The sequence below is a fragment of the Flavobacterium sp. genome (assembly GCF_035299005.1).
Classification (GTDB): domain Bacteria; phylum Bacteroidota; class Bacteroidia; order Flavobacteriales; family Flavobacteriaceae; genus Flavobacterium.
Window position 1 is genome coordinate 52,168 of the sequence record NZ_DATGXL010000015.1, and the last position, 18,682, is coordinate 70,849.

The 18,682-nt window shown below is 29.9% G+C and carries 24 protein-coding genes; 13 read left to right on the plus strand and 11 right to left on the minus strand.

The genetic code is table 11. The features are described 5' to 3' along the window. Positions 1-18: 18 nt before the first annotated feature. Positions 19-1,200 carry a serine hydrolase domain-containing protein gene (locus VK164_RS11765; RefSeq protein WP_324209540.1) on the plus strand — a complete coding sequence of 394 codons (1,182 nt, stop codon included), beginning with the start codon at positions 19-21 and terminating at the stop codon, positions 1,198-1,200. Here the strand turns inward: VK164_RS11765 and ygiD are convergent, their stop codons facing one another. From ygiD to VK164_RS11785, 4 genes are all read right to left on the minus strand, one after another. Further along, complete coding sequence (ygiD, locus tag VK164_RS11770) at positions 1,201-2,079, minus strand: 4,5-DOPA dioxygenase extradiol (protein ID WP_324209541.1); 879 nt, start codon at positions 2,077-2,079, stop codon at positions 1,201-1,203. Between the two features lie 63 nt (positions 2,080-2,142). Further along, on the minus strand, positions 2,143-2,427 hold the full coding sequence (locus tag VK164_RS11775) for a hypothetical protein (protein ID WP_324209542.1): 285 nt from the start codon (positions 2,425-2,427) through the stop codon (positions 2,143-2,145). Between the two features lies 1 nt (position 2,428). Beyond that, positions 2,429-3,265: a CvfB family protein gene (locus tag VK164_RS11780; protein ID WP_324209543.1), complete on the minus strand. Its 837-nt coding sequence runs from the start codon at positions 3,263-3,265 to the stop codon at positions 2,429-2,431. Between the two features lie 133 nt (positions 3,266-3,398). After that, positions 3,399-4,616 carry a porin gene (locus VK164_RS11785; RefSeq protein ID WP_324209544.1) on the minus strand — a complete coding sequence of 406 codons (1,218 nt, stop codon included), beginning with the start codon at positions 4,614-4,616 and terminating at the stop codon, positions 3,399-3,401. Positions 4,617-4,707: 91 nt separating this feature from the next. On the opposite strand from VK164_RS11785, the gene prmA reads away from it, so the two are divergent. Continuing rightward, on the plus strand, positions 4,708-5,541 hold the full coding sequence (gene prmA, locus VK164_RS11790; RefSeq protein WP_324209545.1) for a 50S ribosomal protein L11 methyltransferase: 834 nt from the start codon (positions 4,708-4,710) through the stop codon (positions 5,539-5,541). A gap of 60 nt (positions 5,542-5,601) precedes the next feature. Beyond that, positions 5,602-5,877 carry an ATP-dependent Clp protease adaptor ClpS gene (locus VK164_RS11795; RefSeq protein ID WP_324209546.1) on the plus strand — a complete coding sequence of 92 codons (276 nt, stop codon included), beginning with the start codon at positions 5,602-5,604 and terminating at the stop codon, positions 5,875-5,877. A gap of 36 nt (positions 5,878-5,913) precedes the next feature. Here VK164_RS11795 and VK164_RS11800 read toward each other — a convergent pair whose 3' ends face one another. From VK164_RS11800 to VK164_RS11815, 4 genes are all read right to left on the minus strand, one after another. Further along, positions 5,914-6,348 carry a hypothetical protein gene (locus tag VK164_RS11800; RefSeq protein WP_324209547.1) on the minus strand — a complete coding sequence of 145 codons (435 nt, stop codon included), beginning with the start codon at positions 6,346-6,348 and terminating at the stop codon, positions 5,914-5,916. A 63-nt stretch (positions 6,349-6,411) separates the two neighbouring features. Further along, complete coding sequence (locus tag VK164_RS11805; RefSeq protein ID WP_324209548.1) at positions 6,412-6,678, minus strand: heavy-metal-associated domain-containing protein; 267 nt, start codon at positions 6,676-6,678, stop codon at positions 6,412-6,414. Positions 6,679-6,758: 80 nt separating this feature from the next. Next, the gene (locus VK164_RS11810; RefSeq protein ID WP_324209549.1) at positions 6,759-7,172 is read right to left on the minus strand and encodes a DUF6691 family protein; all 414 of its coding nucleotides are present in this window, start codon (positions 7,170-7,172) and stop codon (positions 6,759-6,761) included. A gap of 2 nt (positions 7,173-7,174) precedes the next feature. Beyond that, positions 7,175-7,741 (minus strand): YeeE/YedE family protein, encoded by a 567-nt coding sequence (locus VK164_RS11815; protein WP_324209550.1) that lies wholly within the window; start codon positions 7,739-7,741, stop codon positions 7,175-7,177. Positions 7,742-7,844: 103 nt separating this feature from the next. Here VK164_RS11815 and VK164_RS11820 point away from each other — a divergent pair, with 103 nt between their 5' ends. The 4 genes from VK164_RS11820 (at position 7,845) to VK164_RS11835 (ending at position 10,581) form a co-directional block, all read left to right on the plus strand. After that, positions 7,845-8,342, plus strand: a complete 498-nt coding sequence (locus VK164_RS11820) for a DUF4199 domain-containing protein (RefSeq protein ID WP_324209551.1) — start codon at positions 7,845-7,847, stop codon at positions 8,340-8,342. Between the two features lie 6 nt (positions 8,343-8,348). Beyond that, positions 8,349-8,804, plus strand: coding sequence for a 2-dehydro-3-deoxyphosphooctonate aldolase (locus VK164_RS11825; protein WP_324209552.1), 456 nt, complete (start codon positions 8,349-8,351; stop codon positions 8,802-8,804). A 96-nt stretch (positions 8,805-8,900) separates the two neighbouring features. Beyond that, positions 8,901-9,719 carry a 3-deoxy-8-phosphooctulonate synthase gene (gene kdsA, locus VK164_RS11830; protein ID WP_324209553.1) on the plus strand — a complete coding sequence of 273 codons (819 nt, stop codon included), beginning with the start codon at positions 8,901-8,903 and terminating at the stop codon, positions 9,717-9,719. Positions 9,720-9,735: 16 nt separating this feature from the next. Continuing rightward, positions 9,736-10,581 carry a hypothetical protein gene (locus tag VK164_RS11835; RefSeq protein WP_324209554.1) on the plus strand — a complete coding sequence of 282 codons (846 nt, stop codon included), beginning with the start codon at positions 9,736-9,738 and terminating at the stop codon, positions 10,579-10,581. Positions 10,582-10,636: 55 nt separating this feature from the next. Here VK164_RS11835 and VK164_RS11840 read toward each other — a convergent pair whose 3' ends face one another. After that, positions 10,637-10,987: a DUF1801 domain-containing protein gene (locus VK164_RS11840; RefSeq protein ID WP_324209555.1), complete on the minus strand. Its 351-nt coding sequence runs from the start codon at positions 10,985-10,987 to the stop codon at positions 10,637-10,639. 84 nt (positions 10,988-11,071) lie between these two features. Between VK164_RS11840 and VK164_RS11845 the strand changes: the two genes are divergently transcribed. From VK164_RS11845 to creD, 6 genes are all read left to right on the plus strand, one after another. Then, positions 11,072-11,689 carry a hypothetical protein gene (locus VK164_RS11845; protein ID WP_324209556.1) on the plus strand — a complete coding sequence of 206 codons (618 nt, stop codon included), beginning with the start codon at positions 11,072-11,074 and terminating at the stop codon, positions 11,687-11,689. After that, on the plus strand, positions 11,686-12,312 hold the full coding sequence (locus VK164_RS11850; RefSeq protein WP_324209557.1) for a YiiX family permuted papain-like enzyme: 627 nt from the start codon (positions 11,686-11,688) through the stop codon (positions 12,310-12,312). The genes VK164_RS11845 and VK164_RS11850 overlap by 4 nt, the downstream gene beginning before the upstream one ends. Before the next feature lie 25 nt (positions 12,313-12,337). Next, the gene (locus VK164_RS11855) at positions 12,338-12,634 is read left to right on the plus strand and encodes a winged helix-turn-helix domain-containing protein (protein ID WP_166236747.1); all 297 of its coding nucleotides are present in this window, start codon (positions 12,338-12,340) and stop codon (positions 12,632-12,634) included. Positions 12,635-12,689: 55 nt separating this feature from the next. Next, positions 12,690-13,145 carry a hypothetical protein gene (locus VK164_RS11860; protein ID WP_324209558.1) on the plus strand — a complete coding sequence of 152 codons (456 nt, stop codon included), beginning with the start codon at positions 12,690-12,692 and terminating at the stop codon, positions 13,143-13,145. A gap of 108 nt (positions 13,146-13,253) precedes the next feature. After that, entirely contained in the window at positions 13,254-13,571 is a 318-nt protein-coding gene (locus tag VK164_RS11865) for a hypothetical protein (protein ID WP_324209559.1), read from the plus strand. Positions 13,572-13,584: 13 nt separating this feature from the next. After that, on the plus strand, positions 13,585-14,874 hold the full coding sequence (gene creD, locus VK164_RS11870) for a cell envelope integrity protein CreD (protein WP_324209560.1): 1,290 nt from the start codon (positions 13,585-13,587) through the stop codon (positions 14,872-14,874). Positions 14,875-14,941: 67 nt separating this feature from the next. Here the strand turns inward: creD and VK164_RS11875 are convergent, their stop codons facing one another. Together VK164_RS11875 and VK164_RS11880 are read right to left on the minus strand one after the other, a co-directional pair. After that, positions 14,942-16,378: an MFS transporter gene (locus tag VK164_RS11875; RefSeq protein ID WP_324209561.1), complete on the minus strand. Its 1,437-nt coding sequence runs from the start codon at positions 16,376-16,378 to the stop codon at positions 14,942-14,944. 30 nt (positions 16,379-16,408) lie between these two features. Further along, positions 16,409-18,508, minus strand: coding sequence for a glycoside hydrolase family 97 protein (locus VK164_RS11880; RefSeq protein ID WP_324209562.1), 2,100 nt, complete (start codon positions 18,506-18,508; stop codon positions 16,409-16,411). Between the last annotated feature and the right edge of the window lie 174 nt (positions 18,509-18,682).

Here is an 18,682-nt window from a genome sequence, read left to right on the forward strand (position 1 = left end):
CTATTTCCTTACCATATAATGATTAACAAATTTTCAAGCCTACTATTTATTATATTTTTAATTAGTTGCCAAAACAAACCCGACAAAAAGAAAGAATCAACCATCAAAGATAAAGATGGAAATGTTTCAGAATATGCAGTTGATTTTACACCGCTAACAACTGTTTACAAGAAAAAAACAGCTGATGATTTAGAAGTATTTTTCAATGAAAAATTCAATACAAAAGATTTTAGTGGCTCTTTTTTAGTGGCTAAAAATGGTGAAATCTTATACGAAAACTACAGCGGTTATGCCTATAAAGAAAAAGATATTAAAATCTCCGCTGAGACACCTATTCACTTGGCTTCTGTTAGTAAAGTAATTACTGCCGTAACTGTTTTAAAGCTTGTTGACGAAGGAAAATTAAAGTTGGATGATTTTGTAACCACACTATTGCCTGAATTTCCTCACAAAGAAACTACTGTTAGAATGCTTTTAAATCATCGAAGTGGCTTAAGAAATTATGCCTACTTTACTGATGACAAAGGTGTGTGGAACAAAAAGAAACCCTTGACCAATCAAGATGTTTTAACCTTATTAGCTACAAAAGATATTGGTTTAGAATCAAAACCTGGAAGTCGCTTTGGATATTGTAATACTAATTATGCCTTATTGGCTTTAATTATCGAGAAAGTTACTAAAAAACCTTATCCACAAGTGCTTCAAGAGAAGATTTTTGATCCACTAGGAATGAAACATACATTTGTTTTTGATAATTTAGAAAACAAAGAAAATGTTAGTCAATCCTATAAAAATAATTACCTAAGATTAGCCTTTGAATTTCTAGACCAAGTATATGGTGATAAAAATATTTATTCAACGCCACGCGATTTACTCCAATTTGATTTGGCACTTTATTCCGAAAAATTCTTGAGCAAGAAAATGAAAGCCGAAATGTTTAAAGGTTATAGCTATGAACGAAAAGGTACAAGAAATTATGGCTTAGGTATTCGAATGTTAGAATTTGAAACAGGTCAAAAATATTTCTTTCACAACGGTTGGTGGCATGGCAATACAGCATCTTACGTAACTTTACAAAAAGATTCTGTTACTATAATTGCTATTTCAAACAAATTTTCAAGAAAACCATATCAAACCAAACGTCTAGCACCAAAATTTGGAGACTATCCATTTGAATTTAACGATGAAGAAGGTGAATAATTAACCTATTTTAACTGAAGTCATTGTCAATGAACCGCCAACTGCTTTGTCGTTGAAAAATTCTACTTTATCATTTTCTGTTTGTAAGGCTAAAATATAAAGTAGCGGATAATAATGGTCAGGCGATGGTATTGCTAGAGTCGCTGCTTTGTTTAATTTTTCATATTGAATTAGTTCTTTATGAAAACCATTTGTTATTTTATCTTTGAAAACAGCATTCATTTCAAGTGCCCAATCATAACCATATTCAGGTTGATTTAGTTTATCCCAAGCTACCATTCGTAAATTATGAACCATATTACCACTTCCTATAATTAAAACCCCTTTTTTTCTAAGTGCTAATAATTGTTTAGCCAATTCATAATGATAAGCAGCTGGCTTATAGTAATCAATACTTAACTGTAAAACCGGAATATCAGCATTTGGATACATGTGTTTCACTACCGACCAAGTGCCGTGGTCTAATCCCCAATCGTGGTCTAACTCTACTGCTGGGTTTGTAATTAATTTTTGAATTTCAGTTGCCAATTCAGGATTCCCAGATGCTGGATATTGTACATCAAATAATGCTTGCGGAAAACCACCAAAATCATGAATCGTTTTTGGATTTGGCATAGCGGTAACCATTGTTCCTTTAGTTAACCAATGTGCAGAAACTACTACAACTGCTTTTGGTTTTGGAATTTCTTTTCCCATTTGTTGCCAACGTTTTGAGAACTCATTGTCTTCAATTGCATTCATAGGCGAACCATGTCCAATGAATAAAACGGGAAGTTTTTCGTCTTCCTCATGCAATGATTTAGACCAATTATATAAAGGTTGAATTGATGCCATAGCTGTTGCTCCTGAAATTATTTTTATAAAATCTTTTCGATTCATTTTAATATTTGTATATACAAATGTATTGATAAAATTTTGATTAAAAAACATTTAATGAAAATTTTAAGAAAACAACTCTATTTTAAAATAACGAAGAATAAAAATAATTGTCAATAAGTTTAAAACTAAACTTATCCAATAATAGCCATTAAAATCAGAAGGATTACTGGCTATTTCATATAAATTTAAAAGTGGTAAGATGACGACAGCAATCCAAATAGGAATCCATATGATTTCGGTTTCAAAACCAATAAATTGAATGGTTTCAAAATTTTGAAAAATAGCAACAAACGTTAGTAATAAAACAAATAGGCTAAGAAAAAGATATATTTTATTCTTTGTTGTCATATTAAACCAAATAAATTCCGTCTTCTTTGATTTCAATTAACTTTTGCTTGTATAAATTTCCCACGGCTTTTTTGAAATTCTTTTTACTCATTTTCAAAACCGTTTTAATATCTTCTGGATGAGAATTATCAGTCAATCGCAAGAAACCACGATTTGATTTTAATTCGTCTAAAATAATTTGCGTAGAAGGCTCGATTGCTTCTACTCCTACTTTTCTTAACAATACATCAATTTTTCCATCTGGACGAATATTTTTGATGTAACCAATGGTTTTCATTCCCGGTTTTACATCAGTATACACTTCATTTTTATAAGCTAAACCTTTGTATTTCTGATTTATAATAACGTTAATTCCTCCTTCTGTAATATGAGATACTAAAATATTAACTTCTTCATTTGGCTCTAATTCTATATTTTCATTGGTCAAATACTTATTTGTTCTACTCGAAGCGACCAAACGATTAGTTTTTTCGTCCAAATGCATATACACCAAATAACGTTTTCCAACCTCCATTGGACGTGCTTGCTCTTTAAAAGGAACAAATAAATCTTTTTCCAATCCCCAATCTAAAAAAGCACCAAACTGGTTCATATAATTCACCTTTAAATGTGCAAATTCATTCAGCTTAATATAAGGTTTAAGTGTGGTTGCAACTGGACGCTCTTCATGGTCTAAATATATGAACACAGTTAAATCATCACCAATAGAAAATTCTTTTGGCACATATTTATTAGGTAACAAAACATCATCTTCTTGTGTTTCTTCGCTTCCTAAAAACAAACCAACTTTAGTATCCCTAAGAATTTTTAAAGTATTGAACTCTCCTATATGTAACATAATAAAAATAAATAAAGTGCAAAGGTAAGCAATTTAAAAATTAGAAGTTTGAATTTAGAAATCAAAATACAGAAAATAAAAAAACCACAAATCAATTACTGACTTGTGGTTTCTGCGTGATATTTCCTATAAATTAGATTCCGATTTCTACTTGAAAACGAACATACCAATTTTGTTTATTGCTACCATCAAAATAATCTAAATCTGACAAAGTTACTTCACCTTGCAATTTAAAAGCATGTTCCCACAAATATTTAGTAACACCCAATGAATATTGCTTAGAATCTGGTGTTAATGCTTTAATATCATCGTGCATTTTTTGTGTTGAAACACGACCTATTATTTCATAATTTGTTGGAAATACATAACTCAATTGGTAATCCATTCCACTTCCAACAGGTACATAATTAAAATCCGTAACATCATCTGGATTAAAAGCTATTGGATCTTTAGCAGAACGCGACATATAACTCGACATTAAACTCCATCCATTATATTTTAGCATTGCGTCTAATAGAACTGATTTCATTGTTTTTTGTTCAAACAAATCGTTTCCAAGTTGACCTTGTGTTCTTCTCGCTAAATTATTTTGATGAAAAGCTCCAGATAGCAATAATCTTGGTTTTTCCTCTCTTGCAACATCTCCTTCAAAATTAGTTCCATCTTTTTTGAAAGAACCAAAAGGCATTAATTCTAATTTTCCAGTCAAAGCAACTCCATCATCTGCCGATTTAGTCCAATTTCTTCCCTCTCCTGTTGTTACAGCAGTTTTTACATTATACGAAAATTTATCTTTATTTTCATTTAAATAATAGGCTTGAAAACCAAAATCTCTATCAATTGTAAAACGAGCATTATTAATACTTCTGTCTGTTAATTGAAGTGCTCCAGAGGAATTTACACGTTGGCGATTTCCTGGTAATTTAGTTTGCCCAAAAAGAAAATTCCAATGTTTATTAGGTCTATAAAAAATAGCCGCATCTCTGATAATATTTATATTTTCACCATCATGTACTTCGCCTACATCACCTGGAGCAAATGATAATTGTATTACATATAAAAAATGTGGATTTCCTACATATCCATCAAAACGCAAACGCAAACGTCTAATTTCTCCAGAATATGCCGCATCTTCATTTTCATTTTGAATAAAAGTTACTCGATTTTGCATTCTAAAACGAATATTCAACTGAAATAAACTATCTGGTGAGGTTATTCCTAGTCCTTTTCCATAACTATAATATGGAAGTGCAGCCAACTTTAAATCGTTGTCTTTTGTGGTTACTTTTACATCCTGAGCAACAGCAATTGTGCTGATTATCAGTAATAAAAATGTTACTAATTTTTTCATATGTTATGTTGTTGTATATTTTGTGCAAACTTAACATTAAATCAATGTTAAGTATGTTAAGTAAATATTACCTTTGTAAAAAATTAACGTTATGTCAAACATATATATTGGATATCATTTTTCTATCAGCCCTTTAGAATTAGGTAGTGAAATATTAATTGCTGAATTAGGAGAAAAGGCATTTGAAAGTTTTATAGAAACTGAAGCAGGAATTTCTGCTTATGTTCAAAAAGATTTGTGGAGTGAAAATATTTTAGATGATATTCAAATATTAACCAATCCAGAATTTAAAATTGAATTTACTTTTGAAGAAATTGAGCAAGTGAATTGGAATGAAGAATGGGAAAAAAACTTCGAACCTATCGAGGTAGATGGAAAATGCTACGTAAGAGCTCCTTTTCACGAAAAAACTAATGCCGAATTTGATATTGTAATTGAACCAAAAATGAGTTTTGGAACAGGTCATCATGAAACGACTCACATGATGATTCAGCATATTCTTGAAACAGATTTTACAAATAAAAAAACCTTAGATATGGGATGTGGAACTGCTATTTTAGCCATTTTAGCCGAAATGAAAGGTGCACAACCTATTGATGCAATAGATATAGACAATTGGTGTTATTTAAACTCAATCGAAAATGCAGAACGTAATAATTGCAAACACATTTCTGTATATGAGGGTGATGCCGATTTATTAGTTGGAAAAAAATATGATATCATTATTGCAAACATTAATCGTAATATTCTATTAAATGATATGCAAGCTTATGTAAATAGTTTAAACGAAAACGGGATTTTATTTTTAAGTGGATTCTACACTGAAGATATTCCAGTAATTTCAGAAAGTTGTACTTCAAAAGGGTTGATTTATGAAAAAAAATTTGAAAGAAATAATTGGGTAGCACTAAAATTCAGAAAATAGAATTTTGTTGTTTACAATTTAAATTTTATTTTTGTAATACAAGTTTCAAACTAAAAGAAAATGAGCACGATAGAAAAAGTACAAGAAAAATTTTTAGAAAAAGAAGCCGTTGATGTAAACAATGAAATTGTATTACATAATGATGATGTAAACACATTTGACCATGTTATTGATACTTTGGTAAGAGTATGTAAACACGATGATTTACAAGCTGAACAATGTGCTTTATTAGTTCATTATAAAGGAAAATGTACTGTAAAGACAGGTCATATTGATGAGTTAAAACCTCAATGGCTTGGCCTAATAGACGCAGGATTAAACGCTGAAATTATATAAAAAAGTCCCGATTAAATCGGGACTTTTTTATATAATTTAATTTATTCTTTTAAAAATCAATACACTTGTAAAAGTTTCACCTGCATCTGTATAAGTAAACTTAACTTTTAATGTTGAATTATCTAATTGTAGTATTGTGTATTGTTGCGCATCAAATCCATCATCTCTTGTCAAGATATCACCAACTTTAGAATAAGTTCCTGAATCAGTATTGAGTGAGCAAACATCATTATAATAATAATCAACAAAAGTTCCATCAGATTTAAATTCAGAATAATCTTTAGTACAGCCTGCTGAATGCACATACAAATCTAAATATTCATTCCCGTTTACAATTTCTCCTTCTTTGTAATATTCCCATTTACCAACTATATTTCCAGAAGTTGAAGGACTATTATCGTCACTACTACATGAATTAAAAGTTAACAAAGACGATAAAACAAATGCAAATAATAAAATTCTTTTTTTCATAATTAATAATTTATAACTGTAACAAATGTATATGAATATTCATTTTTGTAATAAAAACAAAATCTAACTCATTTTTCCAATTGCGCAACTCACATAGGATTTGGCTTTTGAACCTAAAGTATTAGCTTCACCATCTTCGGGATATCCTAACGACTTTAATTTATCTTTTACTTCTACTAACTTCTCTAAAGATTCATATATGAAAGTAACTGAACTTTCTTCAACATTAACCGACACATTAGTCACATTTTCAATTGAAGTTATATTTTTAGTAATTGTATTTGCACAACCACCACATTTTAAATTTTGTATATATATTGTTGTTTCCATAATATTTTGATTTTAATTCTTCTCAAAATTACAAAAACCACGTACAATATTAATGCAATATTTGTTACTTTAACGAAACTTTAATGAGGTAAATAATCTTTTAATAATCCGTATATATATGTCCCTAATAAAGCTCCTAGCAAAACTACAGCAATTGCATATGTTCCAGTTCCTAATAATATAAAAATTGGACCAGGACAACTTCCTACTAATGCCCATCCTAAACCAAACATCGATCCTCCAATAATATATCTCCAAAAACCTCTCTCTTTTTCAATAATTTTAATTGGGAAACCATTGTAATCTTTTAGTTTTTTCTTTTTTATAATTTGTAACCCTATAATCCCTGTAAATAGAGCGGTTCCAATAATTCCAAACATATGAAACGATTGAAAATGAAACATTTCATAGATACGATACCAAGAAACAGCTTCTGCTTTAGTTAAAACAATTCCGAAAAAAATTCCTGTTAGAAAAAATCTAGCTAACTTCATGCTTATGCTGTTTTAAAGATTATTGGTAAAAGATAATGTGCCATAACTAGACCTCCGATAAAAAATCCAATTACAGCCAAAAGTGAAGGCAATTGCAAATTACTCAAACCTGAAATAGCATGGCCAGATGTACATCCACCAGCATAACGAGTTCCAAAGCCAATTAGCAATCCTCCTATCATTAATATTGCAAATCCTTTTGGAGTTTGCAACATTTCAATACTAAAAATTGCGTCTGGTAATAATTTACCATTAGGCGCATCAATTCCTAATGTTTGCAATTGTGTAATAGTTTCTGGATTGAGATTAACACCACTCCCATTTGACAAAAAATGATAAGCAATAAATCCACCAACAATAGTTCCTAATACAATTGCCAAACTCCATTTTTGCTCACGCCAATCCATTTTAAAGAAGTCGCTAAACTTACCGGCACCAGCCATAGAGCATAATGTTCTTAGATTTGAAGACATTCCAAACGATTTCCCAAAGTAGGTTAAAATAAGCATTGTTATTCCAATTAAAAAACCAGAAATAGACCAATGCCAAGTTCCGTAGATAAATTCCATATTTTTTTGCAAATTTGTACAAAAATAGAAATTATGATTGGTTTATGTAACAAATGTTACAAATTAGGCTAATTTTGATGTAACAATAAATAGAAATAGAAACATGAAAAAATTTGCAATAGAAATTAAATGGGCAATCATCTCAATCATTATTTTCTTAGCTTGGATGACTTTAGAAAAAGAATTAGGCTTTCATTCTGAGAAAATAAAATGGCAACCACTATTTAACCTATTGTATATTTTTCCAACGTTTGTGCTATATTTTTTAGCCCTTCTTGAAAAAAAGAAAAAATATTACAACAACAATATAAACTGGAAACAAGGATTAATTTCTGCCATTGTAATTTCATTTATAATTGTAATTTTTAGTCCGATAACTCAGTTTATTACTCACGAATTTATTAGTCCAGATTTCCTAGAAAACACAATAAACCAAATTGTTTTAAGTAAAAAATTAACATTAAAAGAAGCTAAAGAATTCACCACTTTAACTAGCTCTATTTGGAAAAATATTTCTGACGGATTATCATTTGGTGTTGTAATTGGCTCGATTGTTGCATATCTTTTAAAAACAAAAACTACAGGTTCAATAAGTAAATAATTTAGCATGAAATATTTTTTTTCAATTGTAACAGCACTTCTTCTAACAAGCTGTGTAAGTACAAAATCGACATTGAAAAATGTTGACAGCACCGCAATTCGTCCTTTGATAAAAGATAAAGCATATCTTATTACAGAATATGCTACAGATGAAAAGTATGGCTATGATCAAGACTACCCAATAAATATTGGCTTTATCAATGAAAAACAAGAAGACATCAACATTCAATATTTTTTTAACGGATTAGAAGGTCCCAATGGAGAAAAAATTAATTATAAAAAAATCGAAACCTGTTGCCCTTTTCCTACCAAAAACAGTTTAATGGGTGCTGGTACGATAGGTGTTTATGAAATTACATTTGAAAGTCAAAAAAAGGTAACACTTTATTTCAATACTTTTGAAAAAGGAAAAATAGTGTGTCCAAAAGGATTTAGAATAAAAAAAACGATAAGTAAAGAATAATAAAAAACAATTTTTAATTCTGTAACATAAGTAACCTTTTAAACTGCTGTTTAGAAGGTTTTTCTTTTTATCTTTGCGACTTCAAAATCAACACAAATGAATATACAAAACATTCCGCAAATTAAACATACTGAGAGTGGTAACTTTTTTTTACTAGCTGGACCATGTGCCATTGAAGGAGAAGAAATGGCTATGCGAATTGCTGAAAAACTAGTTACTGTTACTGATAAATTACAAATTCCATACGTTTTTAAAGGCTCTTTCAAAAAAGCAAATCGATCTAGAATCGATAGTTTTTCAGGAATTGGAGATGAAAAAGCGTTAAAAATTTTGCAAAAAGTTTCAAAGGAATTCGGTGTACCTACTGTAACAGATATCCATACTAACGAAGATGCTGCAATGGCTGCTGAATATGTAGACGTTTTACAAATCCCAGCCTTTTTAGTTCGTCAAACAGACTTAGTTGTTGCTGCTGCTAATACAGGAAAAACAGTTAACTTAAAAAAAGGACAATTTATGAGTCCTGAGAGTATGAAACACGCTGTTCAAAAAGTATTAGATTGCAATAATCAAAACGTAATGGTAACCGACAGAGGTACTATGTTTGGTTATCAAGATATGATTGTTGATTTTAGAGGAATACCTACCATGCAACAATATGCTTCTACAGTATTAGACGTAACTCATTCATTACAACAACCCAATCAAACAACTGGTGTAACTGGTGGTCGTCCTGATATGATTGAAACTATTGCAAAAGCAGGAATTGCAGTTGGTGTAGATGGTATTTTTATCGAAACTCACTTTGACCCAGCAAATGCAAAAAGTGACGGAGCTAATATGTTGCACCTAGATTATTTCGAAGGATTAATGACCAAACTTGTAGCTATTCGCAAAACTGTAAATCAATTTTAAATTTTTATAACTTCAAATGAAACATCCATTTTTAATGGCTGTACTAACTTTTTGTGTTTTTTCACAGTACACCTTTTCGCAAGAAACAGTCGAAAATCCTGAAAAATACACGAGCAAAAACAAAGGTAAATTTTATATTTTTTGGGGAGGAAACCGCGAATCTTATTCAAGATCAGATATTCGTTTTAAGGGTGCTGATTATGACTTTACTATTCATGATGTAGCTGCGCATGACAAACCAAAAGGATGGCATTGCGACTATGTAAATCCTTTACGAATGACTATTCCACAAACTAATCTAAGAATAGGTTATTTTATTACAGACCATTACAACATTTCCATTGGTGTTGATCATATGAAATATGTAATGTATAATGACAGAACTGTAAATTATTCTGGTTATTATCCAAATGCAGGCACATATAACGAAAATCCAACTGCTAATGAACTAACATTAGATGAAGATTTTTTAACCTTCGAACACACTGATGGTTTGAATTATGTGAATACAGAATTTTCGAGAGTAGATGATATTTCAGGTATATTTCGATTACCAAATACAGATAAATTCCAAATCAATATAACTGAAGGCTTAGGGGCAGGATTGTTATATCCAAAAACAAACACTAAACTTTTAGGAAAAGAAAGATATGATGAATTTCATATTGCTGGATATGGTGTATCTGCAAAAGCGGGATTGAATTTTACCTTTTTCAAATATTTCTTCATTCAAACAGAGTTAAAAGGTGGTTATATTGAAATGAATGACATTAGAACCACAAGTGATTCAGCAGACAAAGCAGAACAACATTTTTGGTTTCTTCAACGAATGATTAGTGTGGGTGGTATTTTTAGAATTTAAACCATTTTTCAAAACATTTTAAAAGTCGTAAGTTCAAATTGAATTTGCGACTTTTTTATTTGTATAATAATTTTGCCTCACGAATGACATCTATCAAAATTACATTATCAATTTCTTCAATCGAAAAATAACGTAACGATTTAACTGTGTTGCGCTTTTCATCAACTAATTTTTCATGATTTCGTTTTAGTTGAAAACCTTTAGCAAAACCAACATCTAAAAAACTTCTTTTTTGATTAGGAGCTAAATAACAAAATGGTTTTTTGTTGTAATAAACATAAGGAATTCCCCATTTAAAGAGTACTTCAGATTGCGGAAGTTCTTGCTTAACTACAGTCAACACATGTAACATCATTGTTTGATATTCTATTGGTTGCTGTAAAATATATTCCTCTGTAGGTTTCATTAAAATTAATTTTATCAAAAATAATTAAAAAAGTTTGTTGATTAAATTTATTATTATTTACTTTGTATTTCAAAGTACTTTAAAATGGAAGATAAAAATTATTTAGAAGACATTACCGAAATAAAAAAATTGATGAACAAATCATCTCGTTTTATTTCATTAAGTGGTTTATCAGGAATTTTGGCAGGTATTTATGCTTTGATTGGTGGTGGCTATGCCAATTTCTTAGTAAATCAGTATTTCAAGATTGATTATCCTAATTATGTTAGTGCTCAAAAATTAGAAAAACAGTTAATCATTATAGCAATTTCAGTCATTCTAGCGTCTTTATTAACTGGAATCTATTTAAGTATGAGTAAATCTAGAAAGTTAGGAGAAAAATTATGGGATATTACTTCAAAGAGATTACTTATTAATTTCTCAATTCCTTTAGTTACAGGTGGGATTTTAATAATAATTTTTTTACAGCGTGAATATTACGATTTAATAGCACCAACCACACTGTTGTTTTATGGAATGGCTTGTATAAATGCAAGTAAATATACTTTAGGAGATGTAAGATATTTAGGAATAACAATCACCGTTTTCGGTTTATTAGCAGTATATTTTTATAAATATGTATTGATTTTTTGGATGTTAGGATTTGGAATTGGCCACATTTTATACGGAAGTTTAATGTATTTTAAATATGATAGAAAATGAAAAAAATTCTAACATTAATTATTACGGGGTTACTTTTTATTTCTTTTAACTGTAAAAAAAATGATGTACAAAGTACAACTTTTCAGAATGGAGATATAATATATCAAACTTCAGAATCTAAACAATGTGAAGCTGTTAGAATTGCAACTGACTCAAAGTTTTCGCATTGTGGTATTATTTTTATTGAAGATGGAAAAACTTACGTGTATGAAGCCGTACAACCTGTAAAAATGACCCTATTTGAAGATTGGATTTCTCAAGGAAGGGATGCCAAATATGCGGTTCAAAGATTGAAAAACGCAAATAAAATACTCACAACAGAAGTTCTAAAAAAAATGAGAACCTATGGAAACACAATGAATAACAAAAATTATGATTTATATTTTGAATGGTCTGACGAAAAAATATATTGTTCTGAACTAGTCTGGAAAATATATAAAAATGGTGCAAATATTGAATTATGCAAAACAAAAAAATTGAAAGATTTTAATCTTAAAAATCCATTAGTTCAAAGTATTATGAAAGAACGATATGGAAATAATATTCCATATGATGAAGCGGTTGTAGCACCATCACAGTTGTATAATTCAACATTGGTTGAAACCATTTTTGATAATTATTAATATTACTTCATACCTTTACCATCAAATGCTCAACATCATCCAAAATATCAACAAAGCCTTTGATCACCGAATTCGTTTGGGGATTATGTCGGTATTAATGGTCAATGAAAGTGCAGATTTTAATATGTTGAAAGAACTTTTAGGCGTAACTGATGGCAATTTAGCGTCGCATACAAAAGCATTAGAATTAGAAAATTATATTCAAATTGAAAAACAGTTTATTGGTAAAAAACCAAACACAAAATATAGTGCTACCAAAGAAGGAAGAATCGCTTTTACTGCTCACATTGATGCACTTGAAAAATTGATTAAAAAAAGTTAACTCTATTTTTTTACATATCAACTTTGAAATTCAAAGTACTTTTAAAATATTTAAAATGAAAGAAATTATTATTGAAACACTATATAGAATTATTAAAGTGCCGTATCAATTTATGTTCAAACAAACGAAATCTTGGAACATCACCATACAAGATTTTTTAAAATTGCCCGAAGAAAGCTTAGGTTTTCACTATGGTTGCTTTTTATTGAAATACAATTTCAATATACAAGCTAGTCTTGAAGAACACGATGTTTTTCATGTATTAACAAACACAGGAATTACTGTAAAAGACGAAATTGATATGCAATTTTATTTGCTAGGCAATGGAAAAAGAAGCCTATTTGTATTTATTGTAATAAGTACTGGACTCCTCTTCTATCCTTTTGAATATAAAAGCTTCATTAGAAACTATAAAAAAGGAAAACAAGCGCATCGTTTTTATGATTTAGAATTTTATAAAATATTATCTATTCCTATTCAACATATTCAACAAACATTTAATATCAAATAAAATGAACAAACTAATTAACCTCACGATGATTCTAGGAATTATATGCTTTATAATCATAGAAGTAACAAAAAACATCGCAACAGAAACTAAATTAAAAACTATAAAGTTATGGAAACAGATTTTTTGAAATGGCCAATAGCAGTAAAAATGGCAATTATTTCATTTACAATTGGCACATTTTTGTTTGGTCTTTTCTTTGCTTTTAAAAACCTTGATGAAATACTAATTATTGGATTTTTCTATGTAATGTCTGCCATTACAATTAATGGAATTATGCTTTTAAAGCTAGTCTATGATTGGATAACTCAACAAAACAAGAGAAAAACAATCGAAAAGCAAACGATAATATTATTAGCTAATATACCTGTAGCAATAACATATTTATTTATCATAATATACTCTATAACATCAAATTCATCTTTTTAAATTTTAAACAATCATGGAAAATCAAATGCAACAACAACCAAGAACATCCATTTTTCAATCGTCAACAGCAAAAATGATAATGGTAGGAATTCTAACATTAGTGCTATTAATTCCGCTAGCTTTAGTTCAAGAATTAATAACAGAACGAAGCATTAGACAAAAAGAAGTCGTTACAGAAACCACCTCAAAATGGGGTGAAAAAATTGCTTTTCATGGACCAATTTTAAAAGTACTTTATACAGACCCAATTACTAAGAAAAATAATTTTGCTTATTTCTTTCCTGAAAATTTGGAAGCCAACATTCAAACAACGATGGAAAAACCATTAGAACGAAGCATTTATAAGTCCAACGTTTTTACTACACGAATGAAATACAATGGCAAGTTTTCAAATCCAAACTTTAAAAATATCCCACCCGAAAACATTCATTGGAATCATTCAAAAATTGTAATCAAAACTTCTAATTTAAAAAGCTTAAAAGATGAAGTTAAAATCAAAATAAACAATCAAGAACTAACTTTTGAACCCGCAAATTCTGAAACTACAGATAGCATAGAAAGCCTTGAGACTAATTATTTTAAATACACCGCTATGCAAAAAGATACTTCATTTAAATTTGATATTGCCTTTAATGGTAGTCAACAAATTAAAATAGTACCTATTGGAAAAACAACTACTGTAAACATGACTTCCAACTGGAATTCACCTAATTTTAATGGGAATTATGCTCCAAATAGTAGAACAATTACTGATGAAGGATTCAAAGCAACTTGGAAAATATTACATTTCAATAGACCTTTTGCTCAACAATATTTTGAATCGCTACCTTCTTTATACAAATATAGCTTAGCTGTAGATTTTATTACTCCTGTTGACGAATACCAGCAAAATGAGCGTGCTTCAAAATATGGCTTCTTAGTAATTGGATTAACCTTTTTAATTTTCTTTTTAATTCAATCTATAAGTAAAATAAACATCCATATTTTTCAATATACTATGATTGGAATAGCGTTAATTATGTTCTACACTTTATTGATTTCAATTACTGAACATAGCAGTTTCTCGTTAGCTTATGGAATTGCAGCAAGCGCAGTTATTGCATTAATATCAATGTATTCTATATCCATTTTAAAAGATAAAAAGTTTCCTCTTTTTATTGGTACTTCATTGACAGTATTATATACCTTCATATACGTTATTATTCAACTTGAAGATTATGCATTATTGGTTGGCAGTATTGGTTTATTCCTAATTCTAGCAGCAGTAATGTATTTTTCTAGAAAGATAGAATGGAATAAATAATAATTTAAAAAACTCCGAAAGAAAATTAATCTTTCGGAGTTTTTACTTATTAAAAAAGACAAATTATTTAATGTCCTCCACTTACTTTTTTATCAAAACTAATTCCCTGATTTTTCAATATTCCTGAAACTTTCCATGCGTAGAAAGCTAAATATGCAAAACATAAAACTCCAATAATGTAACTTGATTGAATTGTGGTTACATCTGCTACATAACCTTGTAATAGACTTACAAAACCGCCACCCATAATCATCATTATTAAAAAACTACTACCCTGACTTGTATGCTTACCTAAACCGCTAACTGCTAACGTAAAAATACAAGGCCAAAGTGTACTGCAAAACAGTCCTACACTTGTAAATGCATAAACACTAACCATTCCATCAGTAGCCATACCAGTAAGAAGCGCAGCAATTCCTAAACCAGAAAATATCAATAACATCCTTGCTGGATTCCCTTTACTAGCAATATCTGCAACAATTAAAACCAAAATAATCAAAGCATAAACGTAAAATGGCGTTAAATCATGCTTTGCAATAGCATTCACAAATAAGAACACCCCAAAAGCAAGATAAGGAGCAATAAAACGTAATACTTTTTGCATACTCATATTATCTGTAAATGCTTCAACAGCACCCGTCCAACGACCAATCATTAAACTGGCCCAATATAACGAAATATAAGGTGCAACATCTTTAGTTAAAAAACCTAAATTTTTCTCCATATAAGCTGGTAGATTACTTGCAGTAGACACCTCAACGCCAACATAAACAAATATAGCAATCATCCCTAGAATTAATTGTGGATATTTTAATGCAGAACTTCTAGATGTTGCTAATTCTCCCTCAGATTCTACTATTGCTTGAGGTTTATCTGGCAATGAAGAAAATTTAAGTAATATAGCCACTAATAAAAATGCAGCTCCTAAAATTAAATATGGAATCTTAACACTTTCAATACTCATATCTGTATTTCCAGAAGTTGCAGAACCAAAAATAGCAAAACTTACAATTAATGGACCAATAGTTGTTCCTAAATTGTTAATTCCTCCAGCTAATGTTAATCGCTGAGAACCTGTCGTAATTGGACCTAGAGCAATTGCTAAAGGATTAGCAACTGTTTGTTGTAATGAAAATCCAAGAGCAACAATAAACAATCCTGACAACATTAATGTAAATGAACCCGTATTTGCAGCCGGATAAAATAATAAAGTTCCTAATGCAGAAATGGCTAATCCTAAGGCTAAAGAATTTTTATAACCAATTCTATTGATTAAATCTCCTTTTGTTAAGTAAGAAATTAATAAATATATTAATGATCCTACTGTATATGCAATGTAAAAAGCTAATGAAACTAATTGACTTTGCACTTGAGTTAAATCGAAGGCTTTTTTAAACACAGGGATTAAAATATCGTTACTCGCAGCAACGAAACCCCAAAAGAAGAAAACAGTTACTAAAGGAATAAACTGTGCCCAGTTTGTTTTAATTTGGTTTGTACTCATAATTTAGTTTGGTTTGGTTTTTTTATTAGTTTAATTTACTAAAGTGAAACTAATAGCTGTTCCACCTCCATTAGCCAAATTTAACTTAATTTTTGAATTTGAAGTCACTTGTATAGTTTTTATAGCATACGATTTTGGATTTTTTTCCCAATCTGCGTCTTTTCCATCTTGATAAATGGTCGCTTTATATTTTTTCCCTTTAGTTAAAAAATCTAACTTAACTTCTGTGTTTCTAGCTTTTTCATCTGTAATTGCACCTACAAACCACTCATCTTTCCCTTTAGTTTTTCTAGCTACTGTAAGGTATTCTCCTGGTTCTGCTTCTAAATAAATAGAGTTGTCCCAGTTTACAGCAACATCTTTTATAAATTGAAAAGCATCAGGATATCTTTCATAATTTTCTGGTAAATCTGCTGCCATTTGTAAAGGTGAATACATTGTAACATAAAGTGCTAATTGTTTAGCTAATGTTGTATGTACTTGCTCTTTTTTAGTAGCATCATAATAACTCATTTTTATTTCGAAGATTCCTGGTGTATAATCCATTGGCCCTCCAAGAAGTCTTGTAAACGGCAAAATAGTTTCATGCATTGGTGGATTTCCCACTGACCAAGCATTAAATTCATTTCCACGTGCCGCTTCAGCAGCAATGTAGTTTGGATATGTTCTGTTATAACCTGTTGGGCGCGAACTTTCGTGGGAATTTACCATTAATTTATAATCAGCAGCGCGTTGAGCCACAAAATTAAAATGATTTACCATTGTTTGTCCATCATGAAATTCTCCTCGAGGTATAATTCTACCAACATAACCCGATTTTACAGCTGGATAACCGAACTGTTGCATCAACTCAAAAGCTCTATCCAAATGACGTTCATAATTTGCAACAGAACCAGAAGTTTCATGATGCATAATCATTTTTATTCCTTTTAATTTAGCATAATCATTCACTTCTTTTAAATTGAAATCTGGATATGGTGTTACAAAATCAAATACATTCTCTTTCCAATTTCCAAACCAGTCTTCCCAACCTACGTTCCAGCCTTCTACTAGAACACCGTCAAAACCATGCTTTGCAGCAAAATCAATATAACGTTTTGTATTAGCAGTTGTTGCGCCGTGTTTTCCTGACGGTTTTAATTGACCATCAGCTGCATTTTGTGCATTTTGACTTCCTGCATAATCCCAAGTTGCCTTTCCTACATGCATTTCCCACCAAACGCCAACATATTTCATTGGTTTGATCCAAGAAGTATCTTCAATTTTTGAAGGTTCATTTAAATTTAAAATCATTTTAGAACTAACAATATCGCGAGCATCACTTGAAACCATAATTGTTCTCCAAGGTGATATACATGGTGTTTGCAAATAGGCTTTATCACCAATAGCATTTGGTACTAAATTCGATTTTAAACTATAGTTTTTAGTATCAACATCTAAATGCATAATTGGGTAATTTACAACTGCTGCTTCAAAAATATTCATATAAATACCACTTGGTGATTTCAGCATTAAAGGCGATTGTACCCTAGATTGACTAGCTATTGATTTTACTCCTATTCCATTATTTAAATCTAGTTTAGAATTGTCAATCTCAGAAATTTTCGTTTCATTGTAAGCATATTCTTGACTATCATAATCACCAGGAATCCAAAATGCTTTGTGATTTTCTACCAAATTAAATTCAGTTTTTTCATCAGAAATAATGAAGTAGTTTAAGTATTCTTGCTTAGGAAATTCATATCTAAAAGCAATACCTTCATCATATACTTTAAAAATGATATTGATTTTTCTATTGGTTGCTTTTTGTGACAAATAATAAATTACTTGATTGTACTTATTTTGGATTGTAGCTTGTTCACCAAGAACAGGATTCCATGGTTCATTTACCGATTTCACTTCTTGTTTAAGTACCGAAAAACCGGTCTCTAAAGCTTGATTATCTTTCAATACTATTCCAAGTGTACTCTCCTTAATTACTTCTTTAGTTTTATAAACCACTTTATAGGTTGGTTTACCTTCATTTGAAAGTTTAAATTCTAAGCTGATATTTTTTGATGGTGATAAAATACTTTGAGCTTGAACAATTATTCCTGAAAACAAGAATAAAAATAGCGATAGTTTTTTCATGTGGATTATGTTGTATTATTTATAATTTGATAGTTTCATTCTTTTTTTTGATTTATATATTCACTAATTCTAAAAAAAGAACAACAATTTTTTATAAAAATACATTTATATACAACTACCAACAAACACATTTTGCAATAGTTATTAACGAAAACGTTTGCTTAGATTATTTTT